General features: G+C 71.3%; 35 protein-coding genes. All 35 read left to right on the forward strand.

Features of this window, described 5'->3' with window-relative positions; translation table 11 throughout:
* Window positions 1–9 precede the first annotated feature (9 nt).
* The 35 genes from ACN27B_RS08505 to ACN27B_RS08675 all read left to right on the forward strand — a co-directional run bounded on the left by ACN27B_RS08505 (window position 10) and on the right by ACN27B_RS08675 (window position 22,373).
* The gene (locus ACN27B_RS08505; RefSeq protein WP_422744267.1) at window positions 10–687 is read left to right on the forward strand and encodes a hypothetical protein; all 678 of its coding nucleotides are present in this window, start codon (window positions 10–12) and stop codon (window positions 685–687) included.
* The gene (locus ACN27B_RS08510; RefSeq protein WP_422744269.1) at window positions 687–920 is read left to right on the forward strand and encodes a hypothetical protein; all 234 of its coding nucleotides are present in this window, start codon (window positions 687–689) and stop codon (window positions 918–920) included. Before ACN27B_RS08505 ends, ACN27B_RS08510 begins: the two co-directional genes overlap by 1 nt.
* Window positions 917–1,189 carry a WhiB family transcriptional regulator gene (locus ACN27B_RS08515; protein WP_422744271.1) on the forward strand — a complete coding sequence of 91 codons (273 nt, stop codon included), beginning with the start codon at window positions 917–919 and terminating at the stop codon, window positions 1,187–1,189. Before ACN27B_RS08510 ends, ACN27B_RS08515 begins: the two co-directional genes overlap by 4 nt.
* Entirely contained in the window at window positions 1,186–1,329 is a 144-nt protein-coding gene (locus ACN27B_RS08520; protein ID WP_422744273.1) for a hypothetical protein, read from the forward strand. The genes ACN27B_RS08515 and ACN27B_RS08520 overlap by 4 nt, the downstream gene beginning before the upstream one ends.
* Window positions 1,326–2,156: a PD-(D/E)XK nuclease-like domain-containing protein gene (locus tag ACN27B_RS08525; protein ID WP_422744275.1), complete on the forward strand. Its 831-nt coding sequence runs from the start codon at window positions 1,326–1,328 to the stop codon at window positions 2,154–2,156. Before ACN27B_RS08520 ends, ACN27B_RS08525 begins: the two co-directional genes overlap by 4 nt.
* Before the next feature lies 1 nt (window position 2,157).
* The gene (locus ACN27B_RS08530) at window positions 2,158–2,571 is read left to right on the forward strand and encodes an HNH endonuclease signature motif containing protein (protein WP_422744277.1); all 414 of its coding nucleotides are present in this window, start codon (window positions 2,158–2,160) and stop codon (window positions 2,569–2,571) included.
* A complete protein-coding gene (locus tag ACN27B_RS08535; protein WP_422744279.1) occupies window positions 2,568–3,398 on the forward strand; it encodes a hypothetical protein in 831 nt (276 codons plus the stop codon). The genes ACN27B_RS08530 and ACN27B_RS08535 overlap by 4 nt, the downstream gene beginning before the upstream one ends.
* Window positions 3,399–3,401: 3 nt before the next feature.
* A complete protein-coding gene (locus tag ACN27B_RS08540) occupies window positions 3,402–4,412 on the forward strand; it encodes a hypothetical protein (RefSeq protein ID WP_422744281.1) in 1,011 nt (336 codons plus the stop codon).
* Window positions 4,413–4,510: 98 nt separating this feature from the next.
* The gene (locus tag ACN27B_RS08545) at window positions 4,511–4,837 is read left to right on the forward strand and encodes a hypothetical protein (protein ID WP_422744283.1); all 327 of its coding nucleotides are present in this window, start codon (window positions 4,511–4,513) and stop codon (window positions 4,835–4,837) included.
* The gene (locus ACN27B_RS08550; protein ID WP_422744285.1) at window positions 4,834–6,126 is read left to right on the forward strand and encodes an AAA family ATPase; all 1,293 of its coding nucleotides are present in this window, start codon (window positions 4,834–4,836) and stop codon (window positions 6,124–6,126) included. Before ACN27B_RS08545 ends, ACN27B_RS08550 begins: the two co-directional genes overlap by 4 nt.
* Complete coding sequence (locus tag ACN27B_RS08555; protein WP_422744287.1) at window positions 6,107–6,478, forward strand: hypothetical protein; 372 nt, start codon at window positions 6,107–6,109, stop codon at window positions 6,476–6,478. The genes ACN27B_RS08550 and ACN27B_RS08555 overlap by 20 nt, the downstream gene beginning before the upstream one ends.
* Complete coding sequence (locus ACN27B_RS08560; protein ID WP_422744289.1) at window positions 6,475–6,897, forward strand: hypothetical protein; 423 nt, start codon at window positions 6,475–6,477, stop codon at window positions 6,895–6,897. Before ACN27B_RS08555 ends, ACN27B_RS08560 begins: the two co-directional genes overlap by 4 nt.
* The gene (locus ACN27B_RS08565; RefSeq protein ID WP_422744291.1) at window positions 6,894–7,256 is read left to right on the forward strand and encodes a restriction endonuclease; all 363 of its coding nucleotides are present in this window, start codon (window positions 6,894–6,896) and stop codon (window positions 7,254–7,256) included. The genes ACN27B_RS08560 and ACN27B_RS08565 overlap by 4 nt, the downstream gene beginning before the upstream one ends.
* A 106-nt stretch (window positions 7,257–7,362) precedes the next feature.
* Window positions 7,363–7,662: a hypothetical protein gene (locus ACN27B_RS08570; RefSeq protein WP_422744293.1), complete on the forward strand. Its 300-nt coding sequence runs from the start codon at window positions 7,363–7,365 to the stop codon at window positions 7,660–7,662.
* Window positions 7,659–8,261 carry a hypothetical protein gene (locus ACN27B_RS08575; RefSeq protein WP_422744295.1) on the forward strand — a complete coding sequence of 201 codons (603 nt, stop codon included), beginning with the start codon at window positions 7,659–7,661 and terminating at the stop codon, window positions 8,259–8,261. The genes ACN27B_RS08570 and ACN27B_RS08575 overlap by 4 nt, the downstream gene beginning before the upstream one ends.
* Before the next feature lie 127 nt (window positions 8,262–8,388).
* Entirely contained in the window at window positions 8,389–9,237 is an 849-nt protein-coding gene (locus tag ACN27B_RS08580; RefSeq protein ID WP_422744297.1) for a hypothetical protein, read from the forward strand.
* A 67-nt stretch (window positions 9,238–9,304) separates the two neighbouring features.
* Window positions 9,305–9,862, forward strand: a complete 558-nt coding sequence (locus tag ACN27B_RS08585; protein ID WP_422744299.1) for a DNA N-6-adenine-methyltransferase — start codon at window positions 9,305–9,307, stop codon at window positions 9,860–9,862.
* Window positions 9,859–10,029, forward strand: coding sequence for a hypothetical protein (locus tag ACN27B_RS08590; protein WP_422744301.1), 171 nt, complete (start codon window positions 9,859–9,861; stop codon window positions 10,027–10,029). Before ACN27B_RS08585 ends, ACN27B_RS08590 begins: the two co-directional genes overlap by 4 nt.
* 120 nt (window positions 10,030–10,149) lie before the next feature.
* On the forward strand, window positions 10,150–10,464 hold the full coding sequence (locus ACN27B_RS08595; protein ID WP_422744303.1) for a hypothetical protein: 315 nt from the start codon (window positions 10,150–10,152) through the stop codon (window positions 10,462–10,464).
* Window positions 10,461–10,847, forward strand: coding sequence for a DUF3307 domain-containing protein (locus ACN27B_RS08600; protein WP_422744305.1), 387 nt, complete (start codon window positions 10,461–10,463; stop codon window positions 10,845–10,847). The genes ACN27B_RS08595 and ACN27B_RS08600 overlap by 4 nt, the downstream gene beginning before the upstream one ends.
* A complete protein-coding gene (locus tag ACN27B_RS08605) occupies window positions 10,844–11,827 on the forward strand; it encodes a tyrosine-type recombinase/integrase (RefSeq protein ID WP_422744307.1) in 984 nt (327 codons plus the stop codon). The genes ACN27B_RS08600 and ACN27B_RS08605 overlap by 4 nt, the downstream gene beginning before the upstream one ends.
* A 52-nt stretch (window positions 11,828–11,879) precedes the next feature.
* Entirely contained in the window at window positions 11,880–12,242 is a 363-nt protein-coding gene (locus ACN27B_RS08610; RefSeq protein WP_422744309.1) for a hypothetical protein, read from the forward strand.
* Window positions 12,243–12,789: 547 nt separating this feature from the next.
* Window positions 12,790–13,218 (forward strand): hypothetical protein, encoded by a 429-nt coding sequence (locus tag ACN27B_RS08615; protein WP_422744311.1) that lies wholly within the window; start codon window positions 12,790–12,792, stop codon window positions 13,216–13,218.
* The gene (locus tag ACN27B_RS08620; protein WP_422744313.1) at window positions 13,215–13,535 is read left to right on the forward strand and encodes a DUF6221 family protein; all 321 of its coding nucleotides are present in this window, start codon (window positions 13,215–13,217) and stop codon (window positions 13,533–13,535) included. The genes ACN27B_RS08615 and ACN27B_RS08620 overlap by 4 nt, the downstream gene beginning before the upstream one ends.
* A 168-nt stretch (window positions 13,536–13,703) precedes the next feature.
* Window positions 13,704–14,144: a GIY-YIG nuclease family protein gene (locus ACN27B_RS08625; protein ID WP_422744315.1), complete on the forward strand. Its 441-nt coding sequence runs from the start codon at window positions 13,704–13,706 to the stop codon at window positions 14,142–14,144.
* A gap of 566 nt (window positions 14,145–14,710) precedes the next feature.
* Entirely contained in the window at window positions 14,711–15,184 is a 474-nt protein-coding gene (locus tag ACN27B_RS08630) for a hypothetical protein (RefSeq protein WP_422744317.1), read from the forward strand.
* A gap of 46 nt (window positions 15,185–15,230) precedes the next feature.
* Window positions 15,231–16,211: a hypothetical protein gene (locus ACN27B_RS08635; RefSeq protein WP_422744319.1), complete on the forward strand. Its 981-nt coding sequence runs from the start codon at window positions 15,231–15,233 to the stop codon at window positions 16,209–16,211.
* Window positions 16,208–16,816: a hypothetical protein gene (locus ACN27B_RS08640; protein WP_422744321.1), complete on the forward strand. Its 609-nt coding sequence runs from the start codon at window positions 16,208–16,210 to the stop codon at window positions 16,814–16,816. Before ACN27B_RS08635 ends, ACN27B_RS08640 begins: the two co-directional genes overlap by 4 nt.
* 8 nt (window positions 16,817–16,824) lie before the next feature.
* Window positions 16,825–18,255 (forward strand): phage portal protein, encoded by a 1,431-nt coding sequence (locus ACN27B_RS08645; protein ID WP_422744323.1) that lies wholly within the window; start codon window positions 16,825–16,827, stop codon window positions 18,253–18,255.
* Window positions 18,256–18,834: 579 nt separating this feature from the next.
* Window positions 18,835–19,317, forward strand: coding sequence for a hypothetical protein (locus tag ACN27B_RS08650; RefSeq protein WP_422744325.1), 483 nt, complete (start codon window positions 18,835–18,837; stop codon window positions 19,315–19,317).
* Window positions 19,318–19,355: 38 nt separating this feature from the next.
* The gene (locus ACN27B_RS08655) at window positions 19,356–20,096 is read left to right on the forward strand and encodes a hypothetical protein (RefSeq protein WP_422744327.1); all 741 of its coding nucleotides are present in this window, start codon (window positions 19,356–19,358) and stop codon (window positions 20,094–20,096) included.
* A gap of 12 nt (window positions 20,097–20,108) precedes the next feature.
* The gene (locus ACN27B_RS08660; protein ID WP_422744329.1) at window positions 20,109–20,498 is read left to right on the forward strand and encodes a head decoration protein; all 390 of its coding nucleotides are present in this window, start codon (window positions 20,109–20,111) and stop codon (window positions 20,496–20,498) included.
* Window positions 20,499–20,514: 16 nt separating this feature from the next.
* Complete coding sequence (locus ACN27B_RS08665) at window positions 20,515–21,552, forward strand: major capsid protein (RefSeq protein WP_422744331.1); 1,038 nt, start codon at window positions 20,515–20,517, stop codon at window positions 21,550–21,552.
* Window positions 21,549–21,935 carry a hypothetical protein gene (locus ACN27B_RS08670; protein WP_422744333.1) on the forward strand — a complete coding sequence of 129 codons (387 nt, stop codon included), beginning with the start codon at window positions 21,549–21,551 and terminating at the stop codon, window positions 21,933–21,935. Before ACN27B_RS08665 ends, ACN27B_RS08670 begins: the two co-directional genes overlap by 4 nt.
* Before the next feature lie 60 nt (window positions 21,936–21,995).
* A complete protein-coding gene (locus ACN27B_RS08675; RefSeq protein ID WP_422744335.1) occupies window positions 21,996–22,373 on the forward strand; it encodes a hypothetical protein in 378 nt (125 codons plus the stop codon).
* Window positions 22,374–22,376 lie beyond the last annotated feature (3 nt).

Here is a 22,376-nt window from a genome sequence, read left to right on the forward strand (position 1 = left end):
CTTCTGACCATGACCGACCTGACCGACTTCACCGTCACCCTCAAGATGGCCCGGAGCACCGGCTCCCTCTCCGACGAGGTCGAGCACCGCACCTTCACCGTCACCGGCCCCGCCCGTCACGCCAAGGCCGCCGAGGCGATCGCCTTCGGGCTGGGCCACGGCATCAACGAGGCCAGCGGCTACGCCTGGAAGTTCTGCGGCGGCTCCGACAGCGTGACCGTCGAGACCGCCGACGAGACGCAGGCCGAGCTGAACCCGGCCGGCACCGCCTCGTGGCTGAAGAGCCGGGTCGCCGAGCTGACCGCCGACGCCGCCCGCGCCGACCGCCTCGACCAGGACAACACCACCCTCCGCGACGACAACGCCGACCTCGACCGCCGGCTCCGCGCCGCCAACGCCGAGATCGCCAGCCACAACAAGGCCGTCACCGCGTGGGCCCAGCAGGTCGAGGAGCTGAAGGCCGAGAACGCCAAGCTCCGACAGGACGGGATCTGGGAGGCACCGGCCGAGCCCGCCGACATCACCGCCGTCCGCGACCGCACCGGGCAGCTGTGGGTCTGCCCCGGACGCCCCGGCGACAACCTGTGGTGGCGCGACCAGCTCGGCCGGGGGATCGGCTACGAGTGGCACCAGCTCATCGCCGCCCTCGGCCCGCTGACGGCCGCCGCGAAGGCGGAGGTGGCCTGATGCCCGCCGACATCCTCGCCGCCACCATCCTCCCCACCGCCCTCTGCCTCAGCCTCGCCTGGGCGCTGCGCGGACAAGGCGGATCCCGCACCGCCGGCATGACCCGCCCCGACGCCCCCTACATGAACCCGCTCACCGCCCGGGAGCGGGCCGCAATCCGGAAGTACGCCCTGCTCGACCTGGAGGGCCGCACCCCGTACGTGAACACCGTCAACAGCGAGGTGACGTCGTGAGCGACACCAACTGGCGGCTCCGCGGCAGCTGCGTCACCCAGCGCGTCGACCCCGACGTCATGTACCCCGACAGCAACGCCGCCGACGAGTTCCTCGCCAAGCGCATCTGCAACGGCTGCCCCGTCTCCACCGACTGCTTCCTCGACTCCATCGCCAACCGCGACTGGGAGGGCGTCCGCGCCGAGATGACCGGCAAGCAGCGCAAGGACTGGTTCGACCAGAACCACCCCGACGGCAAGCAGGCCCGGCAGCGGCAGGTGGCGGCGTGACCCCCATCGCTTGCGCCGTCCCCGGCGGCGGCCAAACCCGCCGCCTCCACGACGACACCAACCACCGCTACCAGGTACCCGACATGGACACCGTCCTGGCCCGGGCCGCCGCACTCAAGCAGAGGAGGGCCGCCGCGTGACCACCACCGAGCAGATCATCACCGAACCCGGCATCCACGACGGCATGCCCGAGGACGTCTACCACGCCGACCCGGTCCCCGGCGGCAGCCTCTCCAGCAGTGGCGCCCGCCGGCTGCTGGAGACCTGCCCCGCCCGGTTCGACTACGAGCGCCGCAACCCTCCGGCCAGCCGCGAGGAGTTCGACCTCGGCAAGGCGTTCCACTCCTCCGCCCTCGGCGTCGGCGCCGAAACGGTCGTGGTCGACGCCAAGAACTGGCTCACCAAGGACGCCAAGGCCGCCCGCGCCGACGCGTACGCCGCCGGCAAGGTGCCGCTGCTCGCCCACCAGGCCGCCGAGGTCGCCGCCATGACCGACGCCGTCCGGCAGCACCCGCTCGCCGGCGCACTCCTGTCCAAGGGCGACGTCGAACAGTCCCTGTTCTGGGTTGACGACCGCACCGGCATCTGGCGGAGGGCCCGCATCGACCTGCTCCGCACCGACGCGATCGTCGACCTCAAGTCCTGCGAGTCCGCCGACGAAGAGCACATCCGCAAGGCGATCGCCCGGTACGGCTACCACGCCCAGGCCGACTACTACCAGGACGCCGCCCGGGCGCTCGGCCTCGGCGAGCTGCCGTTCCTGTTCGTGTTCGTCGAGAAGCGCCCACCGCACCTCGTGCACGTGGCGCAGCTCGGCGCGGACGAGCTGGCCGCTGGCCGGCACCTCAACAACCGGGCGGTCGACGTGTTCGCCGAGTGCCAGCGCACCGGGGTGTGGCCGGGCTACGCGTCCGACATCACCACGATCTCTCTCCCCGCCTACGCCCTCCGAACCCTGGAGTTCTGACATGGGCAAGCCCGTACCCGTCCGCGACCGGCTCATGGCCAAGGTCCAGATCGCCGACAACGGCTGCTGGAACTTCACCGGCGCCCACAGCGCCACCTACGGCCAGATCTGGTGGAACCGGCGCCAGTGGCTCGCCCACCGGGTCTCCTACGCGATCCACGTCGGCCCGATCCCCGAGGGCAAGCAGATCGACCACAAGTGCCGCAACCGGTCGTGCGTCAACCCGGACCACCTAGAGCCGGTCACCGCCTGGGAGAACGCCAACCGCGCCGGCATGCCCGCCGGCACCCGGCAGCGAAGCAAGACCCACTGCCCCGAAGGCCACCCGTACGACGAGGCCAACACCTACGTCGTCCCCAAGAGCGGCCACCGCCAGTGCCGCACCTGCAACAAGCGAAGGAGCGCAGCTCGATGACCGACGTCGCCATTCCCCAGGACATCGCCATCCGTGAGGGCCAGCAGTCCGCGGTCGTCGCCCACTCGGGGCACGACAGCGCAGTCGCCCGGCTCGCCGACTGGGCCCAGACCGCCGCCGCGATCCACAGCCTGGCCGAGCGGATCGTCCGCACTCAGTTCGTCCCCCAGGCGTACCGGGGCAAGCCCGACGAGGCCGCCGCCGCCATGCTCGCCGGCGCCGAGGTCGGCATCAGCCCCATGGCGTCGCTCCGGGCGTTCCACAACATCAACGGGACGCCCGCGCCGGCCGCGATCACGCTCCGCGCCGTCGTCCAGTCGCACGGACACGAGGTGCGGATCGAGGAGTCCGACGACCAGCACGCCGTCGTCATCGGCCGGCGCCGCGGGGAGACCACCTGGCAGACCTCCACGTGGACGGTCGAGCGGGCGCAGCAGGCCGGCTACGTCCAGAAGAACCCGAACTGGCGGAGCAACCCCGCCGCGATGCTCGTCGCCCGGGCCACCGCCGAGGTGTGCCGGTGGATCGCCTCCGACGCCATCATGGGCATGCCATACACCGCCGAGGAGATCCGCGACCAGGGCACCACCGTGGAGGCCCGGCCCGCGCCGCGGCTCGTCTCCGCCGCCGACTTCATCGAGCAGCCGGCCGTCGAGGCCAAGCCCACCCCCTACGGCGTCGACGAGGCCCTCGAGGACATCGCCGGCGCGGTCAACCAGACCCAGCTCGACGAGATCCGCGCCGCCTGCGCGGCGTCCGGCATCCGTGACCAGGAGGTCCGCGACGCCTGGTCGGCCCGGTCCGCGCAGTTCGCCGAGGCGGCCTGAGCCATGACCACCGCCACGCTCTCGAAGCAGCTACCCGCCAAGGGCCCATACGCCCGGGTGCCCTACTGCGACGAGCACAACCGGGCCGTCACCGGCTGCCCCAAGTGCCGCGCCTGGAACAACTGGCGCCTGCGCGTCTGGCGACGCCGCCGGGAGAACGGCCAACGCGCCACGGTCCCCGTCCCTGAGATCCGCGCGCACCTTGAGAAGCTCCGCGCCGCCGGCATGAAGGGCCGCGACATCTACACCGCGGCCGGGGTGTCCCGCGGCACCTACGAGGCCGTCGCCTACAAGCCGAACCGGAAGTTCGTGCTCGCCGACGTCGGCGAGAAGATCCTCGCCGTCCCGGTCCCCCCGAAACCGGACAGGCTCCCGCCACTGAGCAACCTCGTCGACCCCACCGGCGCGGTCCGCCGCGTCCACGCCCTCCAACGGATCGGCTGGACGTTCCGCGACATCTGCGAGGCCGGAGGACTCAGCACCAGAGTCGAAGGGATCGCCACCCAGACCTGGATCACCCGAGACACCGCCGCCGGTGTACGCCGCGCCTACGAGTCCCTCTCCATGACGCCCGGCCCGTCGGGGATCACCGCCAAGCGTGCCGCCCGAGCCGGATGGCCCCCGCCGTTGGCCTGGGACGACGCGACCATCGACGACCCGAACGCCGAGCCGGTCCTCAACGCCGAACCCGCCGGCGACCCGGACGCCTACGACCCGATCACCGTCGGCCTCGCCGTCGACGGGCGGCTCACCTACGAGCAGATCGCCGGGAACCGCGCCGACCTCGTCGAGGTCGTGCGTCGCCTCGCCAAGCAGAAAACCGACCAGCAGATCGCCGACCACCTCCGCTGGCCCGGCGCCGACGACGGCGAGGTCGGGAAGACCCGCGGACAGGCTGCCGTCTGCAAGCTCCGCAACCGCGAAGGCATCGCCGGGCCCGAGCGGTTCGAGGCCGTCTACGCCTACCGGCCCGGCGGCAAGCGCACCCCCCGCACACGCGCCAAGGCCGCCTGATGACGGCCCGCCCTGACACCGGAACCGGCCGGGACACCCGCGCTCACGTCGCGGCAGGGCGCCACACCACGACCACCACAACGACCAGGGGGGACCTGATGACCAGCACCACCCCGACCGCCGGCGGCATCCTCAACGCCGCCGCGGCCTTGCAGGACCCCACGCGACAGACCTTCACCCGCGCCGAGGTCGCCTACCTGATGCGCCTCGCCTACGACTCCGGGCGCACCGCCACGTACCTCGGCGACCTCGCCCAGCAGCACTGCACCTGGCTGGACAACGCGACCGCCCGTCGCACCTACGAGCAGCGCATCGCCGACGAACTCGCCGACATCGAGGCCCAGTACGGGCCGCCCCGCTACGGCGGAGGCCCCGTCGACTACGAGACGGGCCGCCCGATGCGGCACCTCGAGGTGGCGGCGTGACCGACATCGACCTGTGGGAAGGCATGGACACCGTGGCGCCACCCGAGCCCAACCCCTTCGGCGCCGGCACGCCCGAACACGAGGCGTGGCAGCGGCAAGAGGACCAGGCCCGCGCCGACGTGCTCGCCGCCCGCCGCAAGCAGCGCCAGGACGAAGAAACCGACCGGCAGCTCACCCTCATCCGCGCCCGGCACGCCGCCGAGCAGATGTGGGCCGAAGAGCAGGCCGCTCTCGCCAAGGCCGCCGCCGACGACGCAGCCCGCGTCCACGACGGCGCCACGTTCCTGCTCGACCTGCCACCCACCCCGCCCGCCCTGTGGGGCAAAGGCGAAGACATCCTGTGGGCCCGCGGCGAAGCACTGATGATCGCCGGACCGCAGGGCGTCGGGAAAACCACCATCGCCGGGCAGCTCCTGCGCGCCGTCGCCGGCCTCCACCACGAAGTCCTCGGCCTGCCCGTGGAGCCGTGCGAGCAGCGGGTGCTGTACCTGGCCATGGACCGGCCCGAACAGGCCCGCCGCAACCTCGGCCGCATGTTCGCCGGCAACACCGACGAGCGGGAGTTCCTCGCCGAGATCCTCCGCTTCTGGTCCGGGCCGCCGCCGTCGGACTTCGCCGCCGACCCCGCCAGCCTGCTGCGGCTCGCCCAGCAGCACGGGGCCGACGTGGTGTTCGTCGACAGCCTGAAGGACGCCGCGGTGGGCCTGTCGAAGGACGAGGTCGGCGCCGGCTACAACCGGGCCCGGCAGCTCGCCCTCGCCGAGGGTGTCCAGCTCGTCGAGCTGCACCACGTGGTGAAGAACGGCGCGGACGGCAGCAAGCCGAACAACATCAACGGCATCTACGGGTCCACCTGGCTGACGTCGGGGGCCGGGTCGGTGGTGCTGCTGTGGGGCGAGCCGGGTGACCCGGTCATCGACTTCGTGCACCTGAAACAGCCCATGAACGAGGTGGGTCCGCTGAAGGTGCTGCACAACCGGGACACCGGGCTGGCGGAGGTCTACCACAACGAGGACACGGACGTGGTGGCGCTGGCCCGCCGGTGCGCGAGCACGGGTGTGTCGGCGCGGGAGGCGGCTGGCTGCATCTTCTCCGCGGAGAAGCCGACCAACGCCCAGGTGGAGAAGGCCCGGCGGAAGCTGCGCGAGCTGGTGAAGCAGGGGCTGCTGACGGAGCGGGCGGCGAACGACGGGAAGGGCGGACGGGGGCAGGGGGACCGCTGGTTCGCGGCTGCTCCGGGGTCCTGGATTGAGGATGAGGAGCCCTCCGATGACCGATACGGGCAGTGACATGACGGGTGCGGAGCGTGGCGAAGAAACTCACGCGGAAACTCACACGGCCCTCTCCGGCGAAAACTCACGGGGAAAGTCACGCGTCGATACGTCCGCCGAGTTTGCGCAGGTCAGAAACTCACACGCGCCTTCACAGAAACTCACGCGGCCCCTCCCTCGGAAACTCACGTTTTCCGGCCTCTCTATAGGGAGGCCGGAACGTGAGCCCGAGAGGGGGGAGATCAACAAAACCACCGAGCCGGAGCCGGTCGGAGCCATCGCCGAACGCGTCCTCGACGACCTCGCCGCCCGACAACGCGAAGCACTCAACCGCCTCCGCCGCACCCTCGCCCCGAAGGAGAAGCCATGACCCAGCCCAGCCCGCCGGTGGCCGACGCCGACGACCTGCCGCCCACGCAGTACCTGATCCTCGAAGTCCTCGCCGCCCGGCACCGCACCGGCGAGACGCTGTGGACCTTCCCCGCCAAGCTCCGCCCCCACATGGACGCCCTGGCCAACCTCGGCCTCATCGGCTGGAAGAGCGGCATCACCGAAGGCACCATCCGCGCCTGGCTCACCGAGCAGGGCCTGGCCGCCGCCATCAGCCCCACCTACATCACGCCGAACGCCGAGTGGTCCATCCGCTACCCCGGCGGCACGGTCAACCGCGTCGGAACCTTCACCGAAGCAGGAGCCCGGCAACGCGCCGACGAACTCGGCGCTGAGGCCGTGTGGCGCCCGGTCGGCCCGTGGCAGCCCGCCCCGGCCACCGCCGAGGTGACCCGATGAGCCACTACCGGTCCGGCACCTGGTTCGAGCACAAGACCATCGACGACCTCCAGGACAACGGCTACGAAACCATCCGCGCTGCCGGAAGCAAAGGCAGCACCAAAGTCGACATCGTCGCCCTCAAGCCCGGGCAGTTGCTGTTCATCCAGTGCAAGCGCTCCGGCGCCCTGCCGCCCGCCGAATGGGACCGGGTCGTCGAGGTCGCCGGCTGGGTCGGCGCCATCCCGCTGCTCGCCGCCAACGGACCCCGCGGCCGAGGCGTCACCTACACCCGCCTGCTCGGCCCGAAGGTGCCCCGGGCCCGGATTCAGCCGTGCGAGCCGTTCCTGCTCGACCAGCTCGCCGAGGTGGCGTCGTGACCGCCTGGATCTGCCCCGACTGCGCCGACGGGCGCTGCGAAGACTGCCTCACCCCCCGCTGCGACCACGACTGCCAAGGCCTCAACGACATCGACCCCGAGCCGGCGTGACCCGCCTCGCCATCGCCGCATGCGGCCATGTCCTCTGCCACCCGCAGACCCCGACGCCGCGCACCCAGCCGATCAGCCTGCCGCCCTCGACCGGCTGGCGTGACCGCCTCGACGACGCCGACATTCGCGCCGCCCGAGCCGCCCGGCTCGCCGCGCAAGCCCGCGGCTTCGGCCTCGAACGCGACCCGATCATCCCCGCCCACTGCATCCCCAACGAGTGCGGATGCCCAAACCCGCCCGATGGCATGGTCCCCGACTGCTACTGGACCGGACAGCACCTCAAGGACCCGAAATGACCGAACTCCGCCACGGCTACACCATCGCCGACCTCCACACGATCGCCCGCCTCGCCGTGCACACCGCCGGCACCATGGCCTCCGACTGGCGCGACCGCTACGACACCGCCTGGTCCGCCATCGCCGAACACCTCTACGCCGCCGAGCACTGGCCACCACGCCACGCCCTCGTGCGCGCCGGCCAACTCGCCATCTACGCCACCGTCGACCAGGCACGGCAGGCGCACGGCTACTACCGGCGCAAAACCGACGGCGGCGTCCACGGCGCCGCCTCCTCGCCGGCGTTCCGCGCCTACTGGTGGGACCTGTGCGGCGCAACACCATCCCGGTCCCCGGAGAACCGCGTGGTGGAGCGGTACGCCCTGGCGCAGATCCTGCCGACTCTCACCCCAGCCCAACGCGAGGCGATCACCGCGCTGGCCGTGCACGACAACTACCAGAGAGCCGCCGACGCCCTCGGATTGAAGTACGCGACGTTCAAGGGCTACGTCGCGGCGGGCCGCCGCCGGTTCCTCGCCGCCTGGCACGAGGGAGAGAAGCCGAGCCGCCCGTGGGGCTGCGACCGGCGAGTCGGCTCGTACGCCGAGGTGGCGTCGTGATCCCGCAGACCGGCCCCGAAATCGCCGCCCGCATCCGACAAGCACCCGCCCGCGTCCGCCGACTCCTCATCGTCGCCGCCCGACGCCGCCGCACCCGCCCACTCATCGCCCGCAGGAGGCACTGACCATGACCCGCGACTGGAGCCCGATCATCTATGACCACGCCATCCGATCCGCTGGCGAGGTTCCGCAGCCCGGCCAGCTCATCGCCTGCTCCGACCGGCGCGCGTACCGAGTCCTGCGCGTCTTCGAGCGTGACTTCGTCAATTGGCACGAGCGCTCCGTCAAGGAGTGGGAGCGCGTCGGTCGCCCCGAGCCCGCGAAGTGGAAGGACCGCGAGCGCGGCCTGGAGCTGGAGCCCGTCGTCAAGCCCCACCCCAGCGGCAAGGAGCGCGTCGGCATGCGCGTCACGCCCTGGGCGTACAACCCGCAGTGGTGGGCGTTGCCTGACCCGTACCCGGCTTGCGTCGAGTGTCAGATGCTCTGGCCTTGCCCGTGCGACGACAGGAACCGTGCCGCCACCGCTGCGATGAAGGAGCTGGAGCGCCTCGGTGGCGTACTCCCCGGCTGCTGCTGGGCGTGCTCCGAGCCGATCACCTCCCGGCAGCACTCCATTGAGTTCGTCGGGGAGAACCTGCTCCTGCCGGGAGCACCATCACCGATCTTCCACACCTCGCACTCCCGCAAGGCGCATCAGGGCACCTGCCGGAGCGAGGCCGAGGCGTACGAGGAGAAGTGGGTGGCCGCTGAGCCGGGCCGCCTCGTGCGCCTCCGCTGCGACGGCGTCCTGTTCCGGCACTTCGGCTTCAGCGAGTGCACCGCTCAGGACGCCTGCCCGGGTGACAGCGCGACGCACAAGGACTTCGTTCACTGCACCACCGGGATGTACGTCGCCTGGAGCCAGGGCAGCGGAGGCGAGTCGATCAGCCCGCTCACCTCGTGCGGCGAGCGCGGCTGCCGCGGCCCGAAGCCATAAGCAGTGACCCGATAGCTCCCATTAACCCATGAGATCAACAGGCAAGACGATCACGAAAGGAGGGGTGATGACCCGCAGCGCCGCCCACCGGTTCGACAACGACCTCCGCCGCCGCGCCGAGGACCACCCCGACCAGACCGCCCTCACGCCGACGTACATCCTCGACCCGGTTCGGGAGATGCTCGGCGGCACCATCGAGCTGGACCCGTGCACCACCCCCGACAACCCGGTCGACGCGGTCCGCTTTTACACCCCGCCCGCCGACGGTGCCGCCGAGCCGTGGGACGCGGACACCATCTGGTGCAACCCGCCGTACGGCGAGGCCCGCGCCCGCTGGGTCAACCGGTGCATCGAGGCCGCCGCATTCGGCCGCCAGGTCGTGCTGCTCATTCCTGCTCACACCGACACCCGCACGTTCCAGAAGGCCCTGGAGCACGCCACCACCGCGCTGCTGATCCGAGGGCGGGTCAAGTTTGGTCTGCCCCGCGCCAACGGCCGGCAGGTCGCCGCCAGCCACCCCAGTGCTCTCATCGCCTGGAACGCCGACCTCGCCCGGTGCGCGCACCTTGGGCTGGTCATCAAGCCGGCGGTCGCCCAGGCAGACCTGTTCGGAGGTGCCGCGTGAGCCCCGAAGACATCGCGCGTCGTATCGCCGAGGCGATCGAAGGCGACTACCCCGAGGTAATGCTGGTCGCTCACATCGACAGCGACCCCACGGCGGTGTGGGTCGAGGCGACCGACAACGACGGCGTTACCCGCGAGTTCCGCCTGACCGTGGAGGCGCAGCCGTGACTGACCTCGTTCCCGTGCAGCGGCCGGGCGACCACCTCGCCCGGCTCGCCGCCACCTACCGCCGCCCGTAGGTCCATAAGCCCCGTTATGAACCCCACGAACGATCAAGGAAGGACCGAGATGAGTCAGCCGACCATCGTCCCGGTGGCGCTACCGAACGAGATCGACGGGGTCCCGCTGTCGTGGGAGCCGTGGGATCTCGCGCCGATCATGTCCCACATCCCGTACGACTGCGAGCACTGCGCATTCGATGGCGAGCCCGCTACGGCGCTGGCGACCTCGACCGAGCAGCGCGGCCGGTGGACGGCCGTGCGGTGCCGCCGGTGCCAGGCAACCACCGTCACGACGTTCCAGCCAGAAGCGGGCCGCCTCGGGCGCTACGTCCGGGTGTGGTCCGCCCCGCCGCAGCCCTGGACTGCGGAGGTGTCGGCATGACCGGCCTCGGCATCGTGCTCGCCCACCTCGTGGGCGACTACGTCATCCAAAGCCACTGGATGGCTTGCGAGAAGACCAAGCGATGGTGGCCCGCCGTTGCCCACGGCATCACCTACACGCTGCCGTACCTGCTGGTGACCCGCTCCCCGTGGGCGCTGCTGGTCATCGGCGGCACGCACATCGTCGTCGACCGGTACCGGCTGGCCCGGCACGTCGTGTGGGTAAAGAACCAGTTCGCTCCACGCGGCCAGTACCGGCCGGTGGAGCGCACGTCGACCGGCTACCCGCTCGACACCCCGCCGTGGATGGCGGTCTGGCTGATGATCGTCGCCGACAACACCCTGCACCTTGCGATCAACGCGGCGGCGGTGATGTGGCTGTGACTGACCTTGCCACCGTGGCCGAGCCGGGCGACCACCTCGCCCGGCTCGCCGCTACCTTCGTCAAGGCCAAAGGCCGCAAGAGCGAACACACCGAGGACGCCTACCGCCGCGACCTCGCCTCCTGGCTCACCTGGGCCCTCACCAACGGCATCAACCCGCTCGACGCCTGGCCCGCCCACATCCAGCTCTGGCTGGCCCACCTCGGCCAGCTCGGCGAAGCCGGCACCACCCAAGCCCGCCGGCTCGGCGCGGTGTCGTCGTTCTACGACTGGCTCATCCGCCACCAGACCGCCCCGCGCAACCCCGCCAAGCTCACCAAGGAGGAACGCCCCGTCCGCGCCCCGCGGCCCGCCGCCGCCCTCTCCGACGAACACGCTGCCCAACTCCTCGCCGCAGCCGACCGCGACACCCCACGCGCCGCGCTCATCGTCTGGCTGCTCCTGCACACCGGCCTGCGCGTCACCGAACTCGTCACCGCCCGCCTCGGCGACGTAGGCGTCGACCGAGGGCACATGGTGCTGCACGTCCACGGCAAAGGCGGCAAAGGCCGCACCGTCGTCCTCGTGCCCACCGTCGTCGCCCGCCTCGACGCCCACCTCGCCCAACGCCCCGACGGACCCGCCAACACCATGGTCCTCGCCGGGCAGGCCGGCGCCGGACGGGACCGGCCGCTCATCGCCACCGCCACCGGCAAGCCGCTCGGCCGGCACAAGGTGCGGCTGCTCCTCCAACGCCTCGCCCGCGCCGCCGGACTGCCGCAGGCGGTGGTGGACACGCTCAGCCCGCACTCCACCCGCGCCACCTACGTCACCGCCAGCCTCGCCAGCGGCGTGTCCATCTACGACGTCGCCCAAGACGTCGGCCACTCGTCCACGGACACCACACGCGGCTACGACCGCTCCCGGTACGACCCGGCCCGCTCTGCTGCGTACCGGCTGCAAGACCGCTTCGCCCGCCACCTACCGACCGGGGAGCGCTGATGGGCGTCCTCGCCCAGGCCCGCGCCCGCCACCAGCAGGAAGGAACCCCACTGTGAGCACTGACGACATGCAGCGCTACCGCGAGATCCGTGACAACGCCGACCCGGAGGACCCGACCAAGGCGTTCCTCGCCAGCCTCGCCGTCTCCTACGACCAAGCCATCGCCGAGGCGATCCGGCTGGAGCGCGGCGGCAAGTCCGGCAGCCTCGACCGGACGCTGCGCCGCATGGGGCTCACCGAGACCGCCGATCTGCTGAAGGAGCCGATCACCGGCAATGGCCGGTGCGGTGACATCGCTCCGAGCCTGGCCCTGATCGCCAGCCGCGTTCGTCAGGTGTGCTGCCTGACCGCCGGTCACGCCGGATGGCACCGCGGTGACGACGGCAGCGAGTGGTCGTACGGCCAACCGACCTGAGAACGACGGTGGGCCGGTCGGGGTCGCCCACCCCACACCGGCCCACCGGAGCAACCACCCAAAGGCAGCCAGCTCAACCACCGGCAAGCCTACAAGGGGGGACCACATGCACCAGCACCTTTGCGTCGCCGCGCACTGCCACACACCCCACCAGCACGGCCCCGCCTGCCCGGGCGGCAACTGCCGCGGCTGCCTGCCCCGACTCGCCGCCGACGGACTCCGGCTGTGCCCGGTCGACGTGCGCAGGCTCGCCGAGGACGCCCGGACTGCCGCCGTGCTCCACGAAGACCTCGCGCTCACCCTCATCCGGCGGGGCCGTGGCGGTGAGAAGGTCGCCGGGTCCAGCTCGGGGGCGCCCGTGCCAGACGACGAGGTGATGGAGGCGCGGACCGCGATCCGGGCGACGCTCGTCAGCCTGTGCCGCATGATCGCGGAGGAAAGGGGCTCTCATTTGCCCGTAGACGCGATTTCGGGGCTTGCCGAGTATGTCGCCCACCATGCGGTGTGGCTGGCCGCTCACGGGGCCGCTGACGAGCATGCCCGGGATTTGCGGGACATCGCCTCCGATCCGCGTACCCGGCGGCTGGCGTACCCGGCCGGGTCGGACCGGTTGTACATCGGCGACTGCCCGCTGGTGCTGGTCGACCTCGACGGGGTGGAGAGTGTGTGCGGGGAGCGGCTGTACGTGTACGGCGCCCACCACCTCGTGCACTGCGCCGGCTGCGACACGGAGGAGACTGTGGAGTGGTGGCAGAAGCAGCTCGTCGGTGAGGCGGGCGCGCTGGTGGACGCGTACGCGGGGGCGGCGGACCTGGCGATGCGGTACAACCGGCCGGTCGATCCGGGGCTGATCCGGAAGTGGGCGTCGCTGGACAAGGTGCAGCGGCATGGGCGGGACGGGAAGCGGCGGACGTTGTACGACGTGGCGGAGCTTCGGGCGTACGCGGCGCAGGTGTGGACGGAGGTGGCAGCATGAGCGGCGTGGACGACCTGGTGACCTGGATGCGTCAGCAGCTCGACGACGACGAGCGGGCAGCGCGGGCGTGGCTGCCCCTCGGCAACCCCGCCGCCGCTGACCGCGAGCACATCGCCCGCCACGACCCGGCGCGGGTGCTCGCCGAGGTGGACGCCAAGCGGCGCGTCATCGATGTGCTGCGCGGCTTCGAGCCGAACGACGAGTGGAGCACTCAGCCGGACATGGGGCTGCGGCAGAACAACGCCGCCGGCGCGCTCCGGGCGCTGGCCCTGCCGTACGCCGACCGGCCCGGCTACCGCGACGAGTGGCGGCCGTGACCAGCGGGCCAGCTTGACAGGATGTCGATCACGGAACACCATTACTGATAGCTTGAGATGACGTGTCGAAGGGGCCTGGCAGACGCCGGGCCCCTTTCGCATACCCAAAGAAGCCCCGGCACCTGCTCGCAACAGGCCCGGGGCGCGGCCGACTGGTTTGGAGTCGACATGGATCAGGTTACCTACCGCTGCTCGCTGACCCGCAAGGACGAGCGGGAGTGCCTTCAGCCAGTCCCGCCGGACGCACCAATGCGGCTGTGCATGCAGCATCTGCAAGAGGCATGGCTGTACATCACCGACCAAATCAAGGTCAGGTCGCAAGTCAACGCTATCGCCGCCAAGGCGGCATACGAGGCACGGACCTCGGACGCCTCGGTGGTCTACTACGTGCGGATACGTGACCACGTGAAGATCGGTACCACGGTCAACCTCCGGGCCCGGATGAACTCGCTCGATCCTGACGAAGTGCTAGCCACAGAGCCCGGCGGAGTGGACCTGGAGCGGAAGCGGCACCGGCAGTTCGCTCACCTGCGTGCGCGGCGCAAGGAGTACTTCGAGGCCGCCCCTGAGTTGATGGCGCACATCGACGCGATCAAGCGAGCAGCGTAGCCACTCAATCGAAGACCGAAGCCCCGCCGTCCCCCCGACCGGCGGGGCTTCGTCATGTCCGGGGGTGACCGGATGCCGCGAGCACTCAAAGCCTGCGCGGAACCCGGATGCCCCGAGCTGGTCAACAAAGGCAGATGCCCGACCCACGCACGGCAGGTCGACCGGGCACGAGGCAGCAGACAGCAGCGCGGCTACGACCGAGAGCATGAGCTGATCCGCGAGCAGCTGCTGCGTGACTTCGTGCCCGGCACCCCCTGCCCTGTGTGTGACCAGCCCATGTTGGCCGGGCAGAAGCTCGACGCTGGACACGGCACCGACCTGCGCGCCGACCGCAGAGCCAAAGCCGACCGGCTTGAGCACGCCGGCTGCAACCGAGGCTGGCGACGCCGGCAGTCACGGTGAGTGACCGAAGGGGTGGGGGGTGACCCCCATTGCCGCAGGTCGCAGGACCGCCGGGGAGGTGAGCCGGTGGTGCGCCGGGTTCAAACCGGTTTCAAGATCCACGACCGTCACGCGATGTGACGGTCCGTCCGATGCCGCGCGATGCGGCTGAGGGGTGATCGACGATGGGAAGCGGAGGCGCGCGAGCCCGCTCCGGGCCGGCTCCTGATCCGAACGCGCTGCGGCGCGAACGGGACCAGGGCGAGTGGACGATCCTCCCGGCATCGGGCCGCCCCGGCGAGCCGCCGGCGTGGCCGCTGGCTGGTCAGTCCGACCGCGAGGTAGAGCTGTGGACGGCACTCTGGCGCAAGCCGCAGGCGCTGATGTGGCAGCGGTACGGCCAAGAGCTTGAAGTGGCGCTGCACGTCCGGAACCTGGCCCTGGTGGAGATGCCCGGCGCTCCGGTGAACCTGGGGACGCTGGTCCGCCAGCAGCAGGACTCGCTGGGGCTGACGACCCCCGGCATGCGGGCAAACCGTTGGCGGATCCCGGGTGATGAGGTGGCGCAGAAGCGCGGCGACCGTTCGGCGCCGCCCGCGCCGGCCCAGACTGCGGCGCGCGATCGACTGCGCGGTATCGCAGGCGGGAAGGGTGCGTGAGGATCAGCCGCTGCTGGTCGCCCTGGATTGGATTCCACGCCATTGTGTGATCCCTGACGGGTTCCGCCGCGGCCGTCCGTTTAACCCGTACGACTACCAGTTCGAGTACCTGGCGAACTTCTACCTGGTGAAGGGCTCGGCCCGGTGGGTGCCGGCTGACCCGATCCTGGGGCCGGCGTTCGTTTACCGACGTGGCTTGCTGGTGGACCCGCAGAAGAAGGGCAAGAGCCCGCTGGCGGCCGGGCACATCTGCCTGGAGGGCGTGGGACCGGCCCTGTTCGCCGGATGGGCGGGCAAGGACGACGGCTACGCCTGCGTGGACCACGGCTGCGGCTGCGGCTGGGAGTACCCGTACCAGCCGGGCGAGCCGATGGGCATGCCGTGGCCGACTCCGCTGATCCAGATCACGGCCCTGTCCGAGGAGCAGACGGACAACGTCTACGACGCGCTGCGGCCGATGATCGAGCTGGGCCCACTGGCCGATCTGATCCCCAAGACGGGTGAGGAGTTCATCCGTCTGCCGGGTGGCGGCCGGATCGACACGGTGACCAGCTCGGCGCAGTCGCGGCTGGGTCAGCGGGTGACGTTCGTGCCGCAGGACGAGGTCGGGCTGTGGACGGCCGGCAACCGGATGACGAAGGTCGCCGACACCCAGTACCGCGGCCTGGCGGGCATGGGCGGCCGGGCCAGCCTGACGACGAACGCGTGGGATCCGGCGGAGCGGTCGGTAGCGCAGCAGCAGTACGAGTCGCAGGCCACGGACGTCTACCGGCAGTTCCGGCAGCCGCCGGCGAACCTGTCGTACCGCAACAAGGTGGAGCGGCGTCGCATCCATCGGTTCGTGTACGCGGAGGCGTTGCGGGAGAACGGCGGGCACATCGACCTCGACGCGATCGAGGCTGAGGCGGCGGACATGCTGGAGCGGGACCCGGCGCAGGCTGAGCGGTTCTTCGGCAACCGGCTGGTGTACGGCCAGGGTTCCTGGCTGCGTGAGGGATTGTGGGAGTCGCGGCAGGTGGCGGCGTGAAAATCCGCGCGTGCCTGGGCTTCGACGGCAGCCTCAACAACGACTGGACGGCGATCCGGGCCGAGACGGTGGACGGCTTCCAGTTCACCCCTAGGTACGGCCCCGACCGCCGCCCGACGTTCTGGGACCCGGCGCAGTGGGGCGGCGAAATTCCGCGTGGCGAGGTCCGGGCGGCGGTGGACGAGCTGTTCACCGAGTACGAGATCGAGCGGTCGTACTGGGACCCGGAGGACTGGGATAGCGAGATCGACGACTTCGCGCTGCGCTACGGCGAGCGCCGGGTGGTCGCGTGGCGCACGAACCGGGTGACGCAGATGTACGAGGCGATCCGGCGCATGGAGACGGACCTGATCACGGGTGCGATCACTCACGACGGGTGCAAGACGACCGCCCTGCACGTCGCGAACGCGCGGAAGGTCGCCAAACCGGGTCAGAAGTACGTGCTGGGCAAGCCGGCCGAACACCAAAAGATCGACCTTGCGATGGCGTCTGTGCTGGCTCACGAAGCTGCGGCCGACGCCAGGGCGGCGGGATGGTCCGCCGAGGAGCCCACCTCGAAGATGGTCGTCTTCCGTGGCAGGAACCGAGGTAGGAGGGGGTCGTAGCAGTGGCGATGACCCCGGAGGAGACCGTCTCCTACCTCGACGCGAAGCTGCTGAAGGCGCAGCGCCGCCTGCGGAAGCTGGACGCCTACTACGAGGGTGAGCAGCCGCTGCGGTTCCTCGCTCTGGAGTTGAAGCAGGAGTTCGGGGAGCGGCTGGCTGAGCTGGTCATCAACTGGCCGGAGATGGTCGCTGACGCCTACGAGGCGCGGCTGGATCTGACGGGCTTCCGGTTCCCGGGCTCCACCTCCAATGGCGTTGACGTCGACGAGGCCGACGCGGACGTGTGGGGCATCTGGCAGGACAACGACATGGACCGGCAGGCGCCGCAGGCGCACCTGGAGTCGATCGCGCTGGGCCGGTCGTACGCGATCGTGGGTGCCCGCCGCGGACTCGACGAGGGGCCTGCGGCTGACGTGCCGGACCCGTTCGACGAGGACACCGATTCGCCGCTGATCACGGTGGAGCATCCGACGCAGTGCATCACGGAGCAGGATCCGCGGACCCGGCAGCCGGTGAGCGCGTTGAAGCGGTGGAAGGACGCCGACAACGTGCAGCGGGCGACGTTGTACCTGCCGGACTCGACCCGGCATTTCTACCGGGCGCGCCGCTGGGTTGAGGTAGACCGGGATGAGCACCGGCTGGGTGTAGTGCCGGTGGTGCCGCTGGTGAACCGGGGTCGGATGCTGAAGCACGACGGCCGGTCGGAGTTCGCGTCGGTGATCCCGATCGCGGACGCGGCGAACAAGATGGCAACGGACATGATGGTGTCCGGTGAGTTCCACGCGATGCCGCGCCGGTGGGCGCTGGGCATGTCGCGGGAGGACTTCGAGGACGAGGACGGCAACCCGGTGTCGCCGTTCGAGCAGATCGCCGGCCGGATGTGGGCGCACTCGAAGAAGCCCGGCGAGGTGGCGGTCGGCCAGTTCCCCGAGTCGGACCTGGCGGTCTTCCACAACACCATCCGGGTTCTGGCGCAGATCGCCGCGCAGCTGGCGGCCCTGCCGCCGCACTACATGTCATTCACGACCGACAACCCGGCCAGCGCGGACGCCATCCGGTCGTCCGAGGCGCAGATGGTGAAGCGGGTCGAGCGGAAGCAGACCGGTCTTGGGGCGGATTGGCGGCGGGTGATGGCGATCGCGCTGCGGGTCCGTGACGGCGAAGGCTGGGATACGCGGGCACGGCGCATGAAGGTGGTGTGGCGCGACGCGTCCACGCCGACGGTCGCGCAGGCGGCGGACGCTTCGGTGAAGAAGCGGCAGATGGGCATCACGACGTTGCGGCAGGCCCGCATCGATCTCGGGTACGCGCCTGAGGAGATCCGGCGCATGGAGCAGGAGGACGCCGCCGAGCGGGCCGCCGACCCGGTGCGTGAGATCGCCCTCGGCTTGGCCGGTGGCGGACCGGCCGGTGGTGAGGACGTTGGCGACGCCGGCTGAGGTCGCGGCGGAACACGCCGCGCACCGGCGCCGCCTGGCGGTCGCCGCCGCCGCAGAGGCAACGAGCATGTGGTCGCAGGTCGACCCCGGGCGGGTCGCCGAGTCGTGGCTGGGCATGCTGGCTCGCCTGTTGGCGCTGGTGACGGGCGCGCAGCGGGTCGTCGCCGCGCGGGCGGACCGGTATCTGGCCGACGTGCTCGACGCCCAGCGGATTCGGGCGGCGCCGGTCGGCGAGGTTCAGCCCGGGGCGCTGGCGGGGGTCGCGTCGGACGGCCGCGGCTTGGACGGGGTTCTCTACCAGCCGGTGGTCACTGCGCTGGGGAGCGTCGGACGCGGCGCGTCGGTCGAGCGGGCCCTGGCCAGCGGCGCGGCGTCCCTCGACATGATCGTGCGGACGCAGGTAGCTGACGCTGGCCGGGCGGCGGACACGGTGGCGATGGCGGCCCGGCCGGGCGTGTCCGGCTACCGGCGGATGCTGGTGGGCGCGTCCTGCTCGCGGTGCGTGGTGCTCGCGGGGAGGTGGTACGGCTTCAACGCGGGGTTCGACAGACACCCGCGTTGTAGACCCGGGGCGACTGCGTGCACGTGCCGGCCCGGGAGGACACCGCCGAGGCGGTGCAGACGAACCCTCGGGCGTACTTCGACAGCCTGTCCCAGGCGGAGCAGAACAAGGCGTTCACGGTGGCCGGCGCGGAGGCGATCCGGCTCGGCGCGGACATCGGTCAGGTCGTCAACGCGCGGCGTGGCGCTCTGGGGCTGACGCCAGCCGGTGCGCGGATCACCGCTGCGGAGGCGCGGATGCTGCGCGGTGGCCGTGACCTGGGGCGCCTTCAGACCCGCGACGTGTTCGGCCGGCAGGTCTTCACGACCACCGAGGGCACGACGGTGCGCGGCCAGGCCGGCATCCGTCTCGGCGCCCGGGAGACGGGCGTGAGGCTGCCCGGCGGCCGGTACCGGTCAGCGAAGACACCCCGGCTGATGCCGGAGAGCATCCTCTCCGCCGCCGGCGGCAACCGCGACGAGGCTGTCCGCCTCCTGCGGAGGTTCGGATACATCACGTGACGCGGGCGCGACGCCCGGTCCCAACCTGGAAGGTCGCGATGACCCTCACCAGCACCAAGCCGGGGCTGCACGCCGCAGGCGACCTGCCGCTGCACCCCACTCTCACCCACCCGAAGACCGGCGCCCCGATCCGGGCGCTCGGTGTGCGCCGCAACGGTCAGGCGATCTGGCCGGTCCTCGGTGCCGCTCCGGACGACGGAGGCGAAGGCGAGGGTGGCGGGGACTCCGGCGGGCCCGAAGGCGCCAAGCCGGAGGGTGAGTCCGGGAAGCCCGAGGGCGAGGGCGACAAGCCACTCGGCCCGGGCGGCGAGAAGGCGCTCCGCGAGGAGCGGGAAGCCCGCAAGGCGCTGGAGAAGCGAATCGCCGTGCTGGCGCCGCTGGAGAAGCTCGCGGCAGCCCTCGGCGGCGGTGACGTCGACAAGGGCAAGAGCGAGGTGGAGCAGCTCACGGAGCGGCTCGCCGCGCAGGAGCGGGCCATCGCCGAGGAGCGGACCGCCCGCTGGCGGGCGGAGGTGCAGGCCGAGAAGGGCCTCACCGCGGCGCAGGCGTCCCGCCTGGTGGGCGGGAGCCGGGAGGAACTGGCGAAGGACGCGGACGAGCTGCTCGCCGCGTTCGCCGGCGCCCGTCAGGACGACGACGGCCAGGGGGGCACCCGGCGTCCGGGCATGCGCCCGGATCCGGCTCAGGGCGCGAGGCCCGGGCAGAAGACGTCGTCGCTGGACGCCGGCCGGTCTCTGTACGCCGAGCGGCACAACAAGACGAAGACCACGACAACCTAGGAGCGCGAGGGCATGAACCTCAACCCCGTGACCGAGACCTTCCAGAACGAGGACCAGCGGTGGCTGGGGTCGGCCCACGGCACCAGCTCGGCAGAGTCGATCACGCTCGACACGAGCGCGTTCACCGCCGGCACCCACTACCCCAACGGCTACTTCCCCAGCGGTCTGCCGCTCGGGAAGATCACCGCGACCGGGCTGTACGGCCCGTACGACGACGCCGCAGTCGACGGCAGGCAGACCCTCGTCGGGTTCCTGTTCTGCACCGTCGACGCGCCGAGCGTCAACACCCAGGACCCGCAGGGCGCGCTGCTCTGGCACGGCAAGGTCGTCGAGGCCCGCCTGCCGATCGCGGTCGACGCCAACGGCAAGGCCGACGTCGCCGGCCGCATCCGATTCGTCTGAGAGGGGGTAGCTGACCATGCTGCTCAACGCTGACTACATCGAGCCCGTCGAGCTGACCGGCTACGCCCGGGAGGCCGCGGCGAACCTGCCGGACAACCAGTTCACGCTGGCCCGGTGGCTGCCGAACCGGCCGATCGACGACCTGGAGTACCGGTTCACCAAGGGCGGTGAGGGTCTGATCGAGGCCGCCACCTACCGGGCGTACGACGCCGAGTCGCCGATCGGCTCCCGGCCGGGCCTGACCCGGGTGTCGGGTGAGCTGCCCCCGATCTCGCGGAAGATCCGGCTCGGGGAGTACGACCGGCTGCGGCAGCGCTCCGCGAACGCCGACGCCATCCGCAACAGCCTGCTCACCGACGCGGAGCGGATGACCCGCGCCGTGTCGGCCCGGCTGGAGCTGGCCCGCGGCGACGCCCTCGTGAACGGGTCCGTCACCATCAACGAGAACGGCGTCATCGCGACCGTCGGTTTCGGTCGCTCCGGAAGCCACTCGGTGGCGCCGGGCACGCTGTGGTCGACGATCGCGACGGCGACGCCGCTGGCGGACCTCCTGTCCTGGTCGCAGACCTACCGGAACACCAACGGTGAGGCGCCGGGCGCGATGGTCATGTCCAGCACCGTGCTGGGCTACCTGCTGCGCAACGCCGAGATCCGTCAGCTCGTCGGCAGCACCCTCGGCGCGCCGTCGCGGGTGTCGCAGGCCGCGCTGCGGGGCATCCTCGACGACCACGGCCTGCCGCCGTGGTACATCGTCGACGAGCAGATCAACGTCAACGGAGTAGCCACCCGGCCGATCCCCGCCGACCGGTTCCTGTACCTGCCGGCACCGGTGGACCCGAACGACGGTGAGGCCAGCCAGCTCGGTGCCACCCTGTGGGGCACCACCGCCGAGTCCCTGGACCCGCGGTACGGGCTGGAGGAGGGCGAGCGGCCGGGCATCGTGGCCGGCGCGTACGCCACCGAGGACCCGATCGCGCTCTGGACGAAGGCGGCCGGCATCGGCCTGCCGGTGGAGGCGAACCCGGACCTCAGCTTCGTGGCGGACGTGGCATGAGCGGGAAGCTGGCCACGTACGTGCACGTGGCGGACGAGCACGACCAGATGCACGTCTTCGGGCCCGACGACTCGGTTCCGGCGTGGGCGGCGAAGAAGATCACCAACCCGGGTGCCTGGGTCGGCGGCAAGGTGCCGTCCGCGGTCGAAGACCCGCAGGCGGAGGCGGACCGGCTGCGGGCTCGTGTCGCCGAGCTGGAGGCGCAGGCCGCCGGCGGTGGCGACGAGTCGCCGCAGGACGGTCCGCCGCCGAAGGGTGGCGCCGGTTCGGGTGCTCCGGCGTGGCGTGCCTACGCCGAGCGCAACGGTGTCGAGGTGCCGGCGGACGCGTCCCGCGAGGACGTCGTCGCCGCGCTCGACGCGGCGGGTGTCCGGACCGAGTGATGGGCGGGGCCGGGCGGTATGCGGGTGCCGTCCGGCCCACCAACCTGATGGGGGTGGGCGGTGGCTGACCTGTTCGAGCTGTCGCAGCTCGCCTCGTACATGCAGCAGGATCTGGACCTGGCGTCGGCGGAGTTGGCGCGGTCGCTGGCCACCGCGCTGATCCGCGCCGAGGTGGGGGCGACCCGGTTCGACGCGCTCACGGACCTGTCGCCGTTCCTCCCGGTCGCCTTGGAGGTGGCGCGTCGTGCGCTGCTGAACCCGGGCGGTGTGCGGTCGGAGCAGGTGGATGACTACTCGGTGACGTACGCGACGGAGTTCGTGGGCGGTGCCGCGTTGACGGAGGCGGAGCGGGCTCTGGTGGCCGCTGCTGCGGGCGTCCCGTCCGGGGGCGCGTTCACGATCAGGCCTGCCGGGTGGCGGCCGGTGCGGGCTTGTTGAGGA

The sequence above is a fragment of the Micromonospora sp. WMMD754 genome (assembly GCF_049315235.1).
Lineage (GTDB): Bacteria > Actinomycetota > Actinomycetes > Mycobacteriales > Micromonosporaceae > Micromonospora > Micromonospora sediminicola.

Excerpts from the sequence above, each read along its gene's own strand:
- ACN27B_RS08510 (WP_422744269.1), top strand. The coding sequence starts at position 687 with ATGCCCGCCGACATCCTCGCCGCCACCATCCTCCCCACCGCCCTCTGC.
- ACN27B_RS08535 (WP_422744279.1), top strand. The coding sequence starts at position 2,568 with ATGACCGACGTCGCCATTCCCCAGGACATCGCCATCCGTGAGGGCCAG.
- ACN27B_RS08620 (WP_422744313.1), top strand. The coding sequence starts at position 13,215 with ATGAGCGGCGTGGACGACCTGGTGACCTGGATGCGTCAGCAGCTCGAC.
- ACN27B_RS08540 (WP_422744281.1), top strand. The coding sequence starts at position 3,402 with ATGACCACCGCCACGCTCTCGAAGCAGCTACCCGCCAAGGGCCCATAC.
- ACN27B_RS08585 (WP_422744299.1), top strand. The coding sequence starts at position 9,305 with ATGACCCGCAGCGCCGCCCACCGGTTCGACAACGACCTCCGCCGCCGC.
- ACN27B_RS08665 (WP_422744331.1), top strand. The coding sequence starts at position 20,515 with ATGCTGCTCAACGCTGACTACATCGAGCCCGTCGAGCTGACCGGCTAC.
- ACN27B_RS08660 (WP_422744329.1), top strand. The coding sequence starts at position 20,109 with ATGAACCTCAACCCCGTGACCGAGACCTTCCAGAACGAGGACCAGCGG.
- ACN27B_RS08595 (WP_422744303.1), top strand. The coding sequence starts at position 10,150 with ATGAGTCAGCCGACCATCGTCCCGGTGGCGCTACCGAACGAGATCGAC.
- ACN27B_RS08565 (WP_422744291.1), top strand. The coding sequence starts at position 6,894 with ATGAGCCACTACCGGTCCGGCACCTGGTTCGAGCACAAGACCATCGAC.
- ACN27B_RS08580 (WP_422744297.1), top strand. The coding sequence starts at position 8,389 with ATGACCCGCGACTGGAGCCCGATCATCTATGACCACGCCATCCGATCC.
- ACN27B_RS08575 (WP_422744295.1), top strand. The coding sequence starts at position 7,659 with ATGACCGAACTCCGCCACGGCTACACCATCGCCGACCTCCACACGATC.
- ACN27B_RS08600 (WP_422744305.1), top strand. The coding sequence starts at position 10,461 with ATGACCGGCCTCGGCATCGTGCTCGCCCACCTCGTGGGCGACTACGTC.
- ACN27B_RS08670 (WP_422744333.1), top strand. The coding sequence starts at position 21,549 with ATGAGCGGGAAGCTGGCCACGTACGTGCACGTGGCGGACGAGCACGAC.
- ACN27B_RS08655 (WP_422744327.1), top strand. The coding sequence starts at position 19,356 with ATGACCCTCACCAGCACCAAGCCGGGGCTGCACGCCGCAGGCGACCTG.
- ACN27B_RS08625 (WP_422744315.1), top strand. The coding sequence starts at position 13,704 with ATGGATCAGGTTACCTACCGCTGCTCGCTGACCCGCAAGGACGAGCGG.
- ACN27B_RS08530 (WP_422744277.1), top strand. The coding sequence starts at position 2,158 with ATGGGCAAGCCCGTACCCGTCCGCGACCGGCTCATGGCCAAGGTCCAG.
- ACN27B_RS08630 (WP_422744317.1), top strand. The coding sequence starts at position 14,711 with ATGGGAAGCGGAGGCGCGCGAGCCCGCTCCGGGCCGGCTCCTGATCCG.
- ACN27B_RS08545 (WP_422744283.1), top strand. The coding sequence starts at position 4,511 with ATGACCAGCACCACCCCGACCGCCGGCGGCATCCTCAACGCCGCCGCG.
- ACN27B_RS08505 (WP_422744267.1), top strand. The coding sequence starts at position 10 with ATGACCGACCTGACCGACTTCACCGTCACCCTCAAGATGGCCCGGAGC.
- ACN27B_RS08560 (WP_422744289.1), top strand. The coding sequence starts at position 6,475 with ATGACCCAGCCCAGCCCGCCGGTGGCCGACGCCGACGACCTGCCGCCC.
- ACN27B_RS08555 (WP_422744287.1), top strand. The coding sequence starts at position 6,107 with ATGACCGATACGGGCAGTGACATGACGGGTGCGGAGCGTGGCGAAGAA.
- ACN27B_RS08645 (WP_422744323.1), top strand. The coding sequence starts at position 16,825 with ATGACCCCGGAGGAGACCGTCTCCTACCTCGACGCGAAGCTGCTGAAG.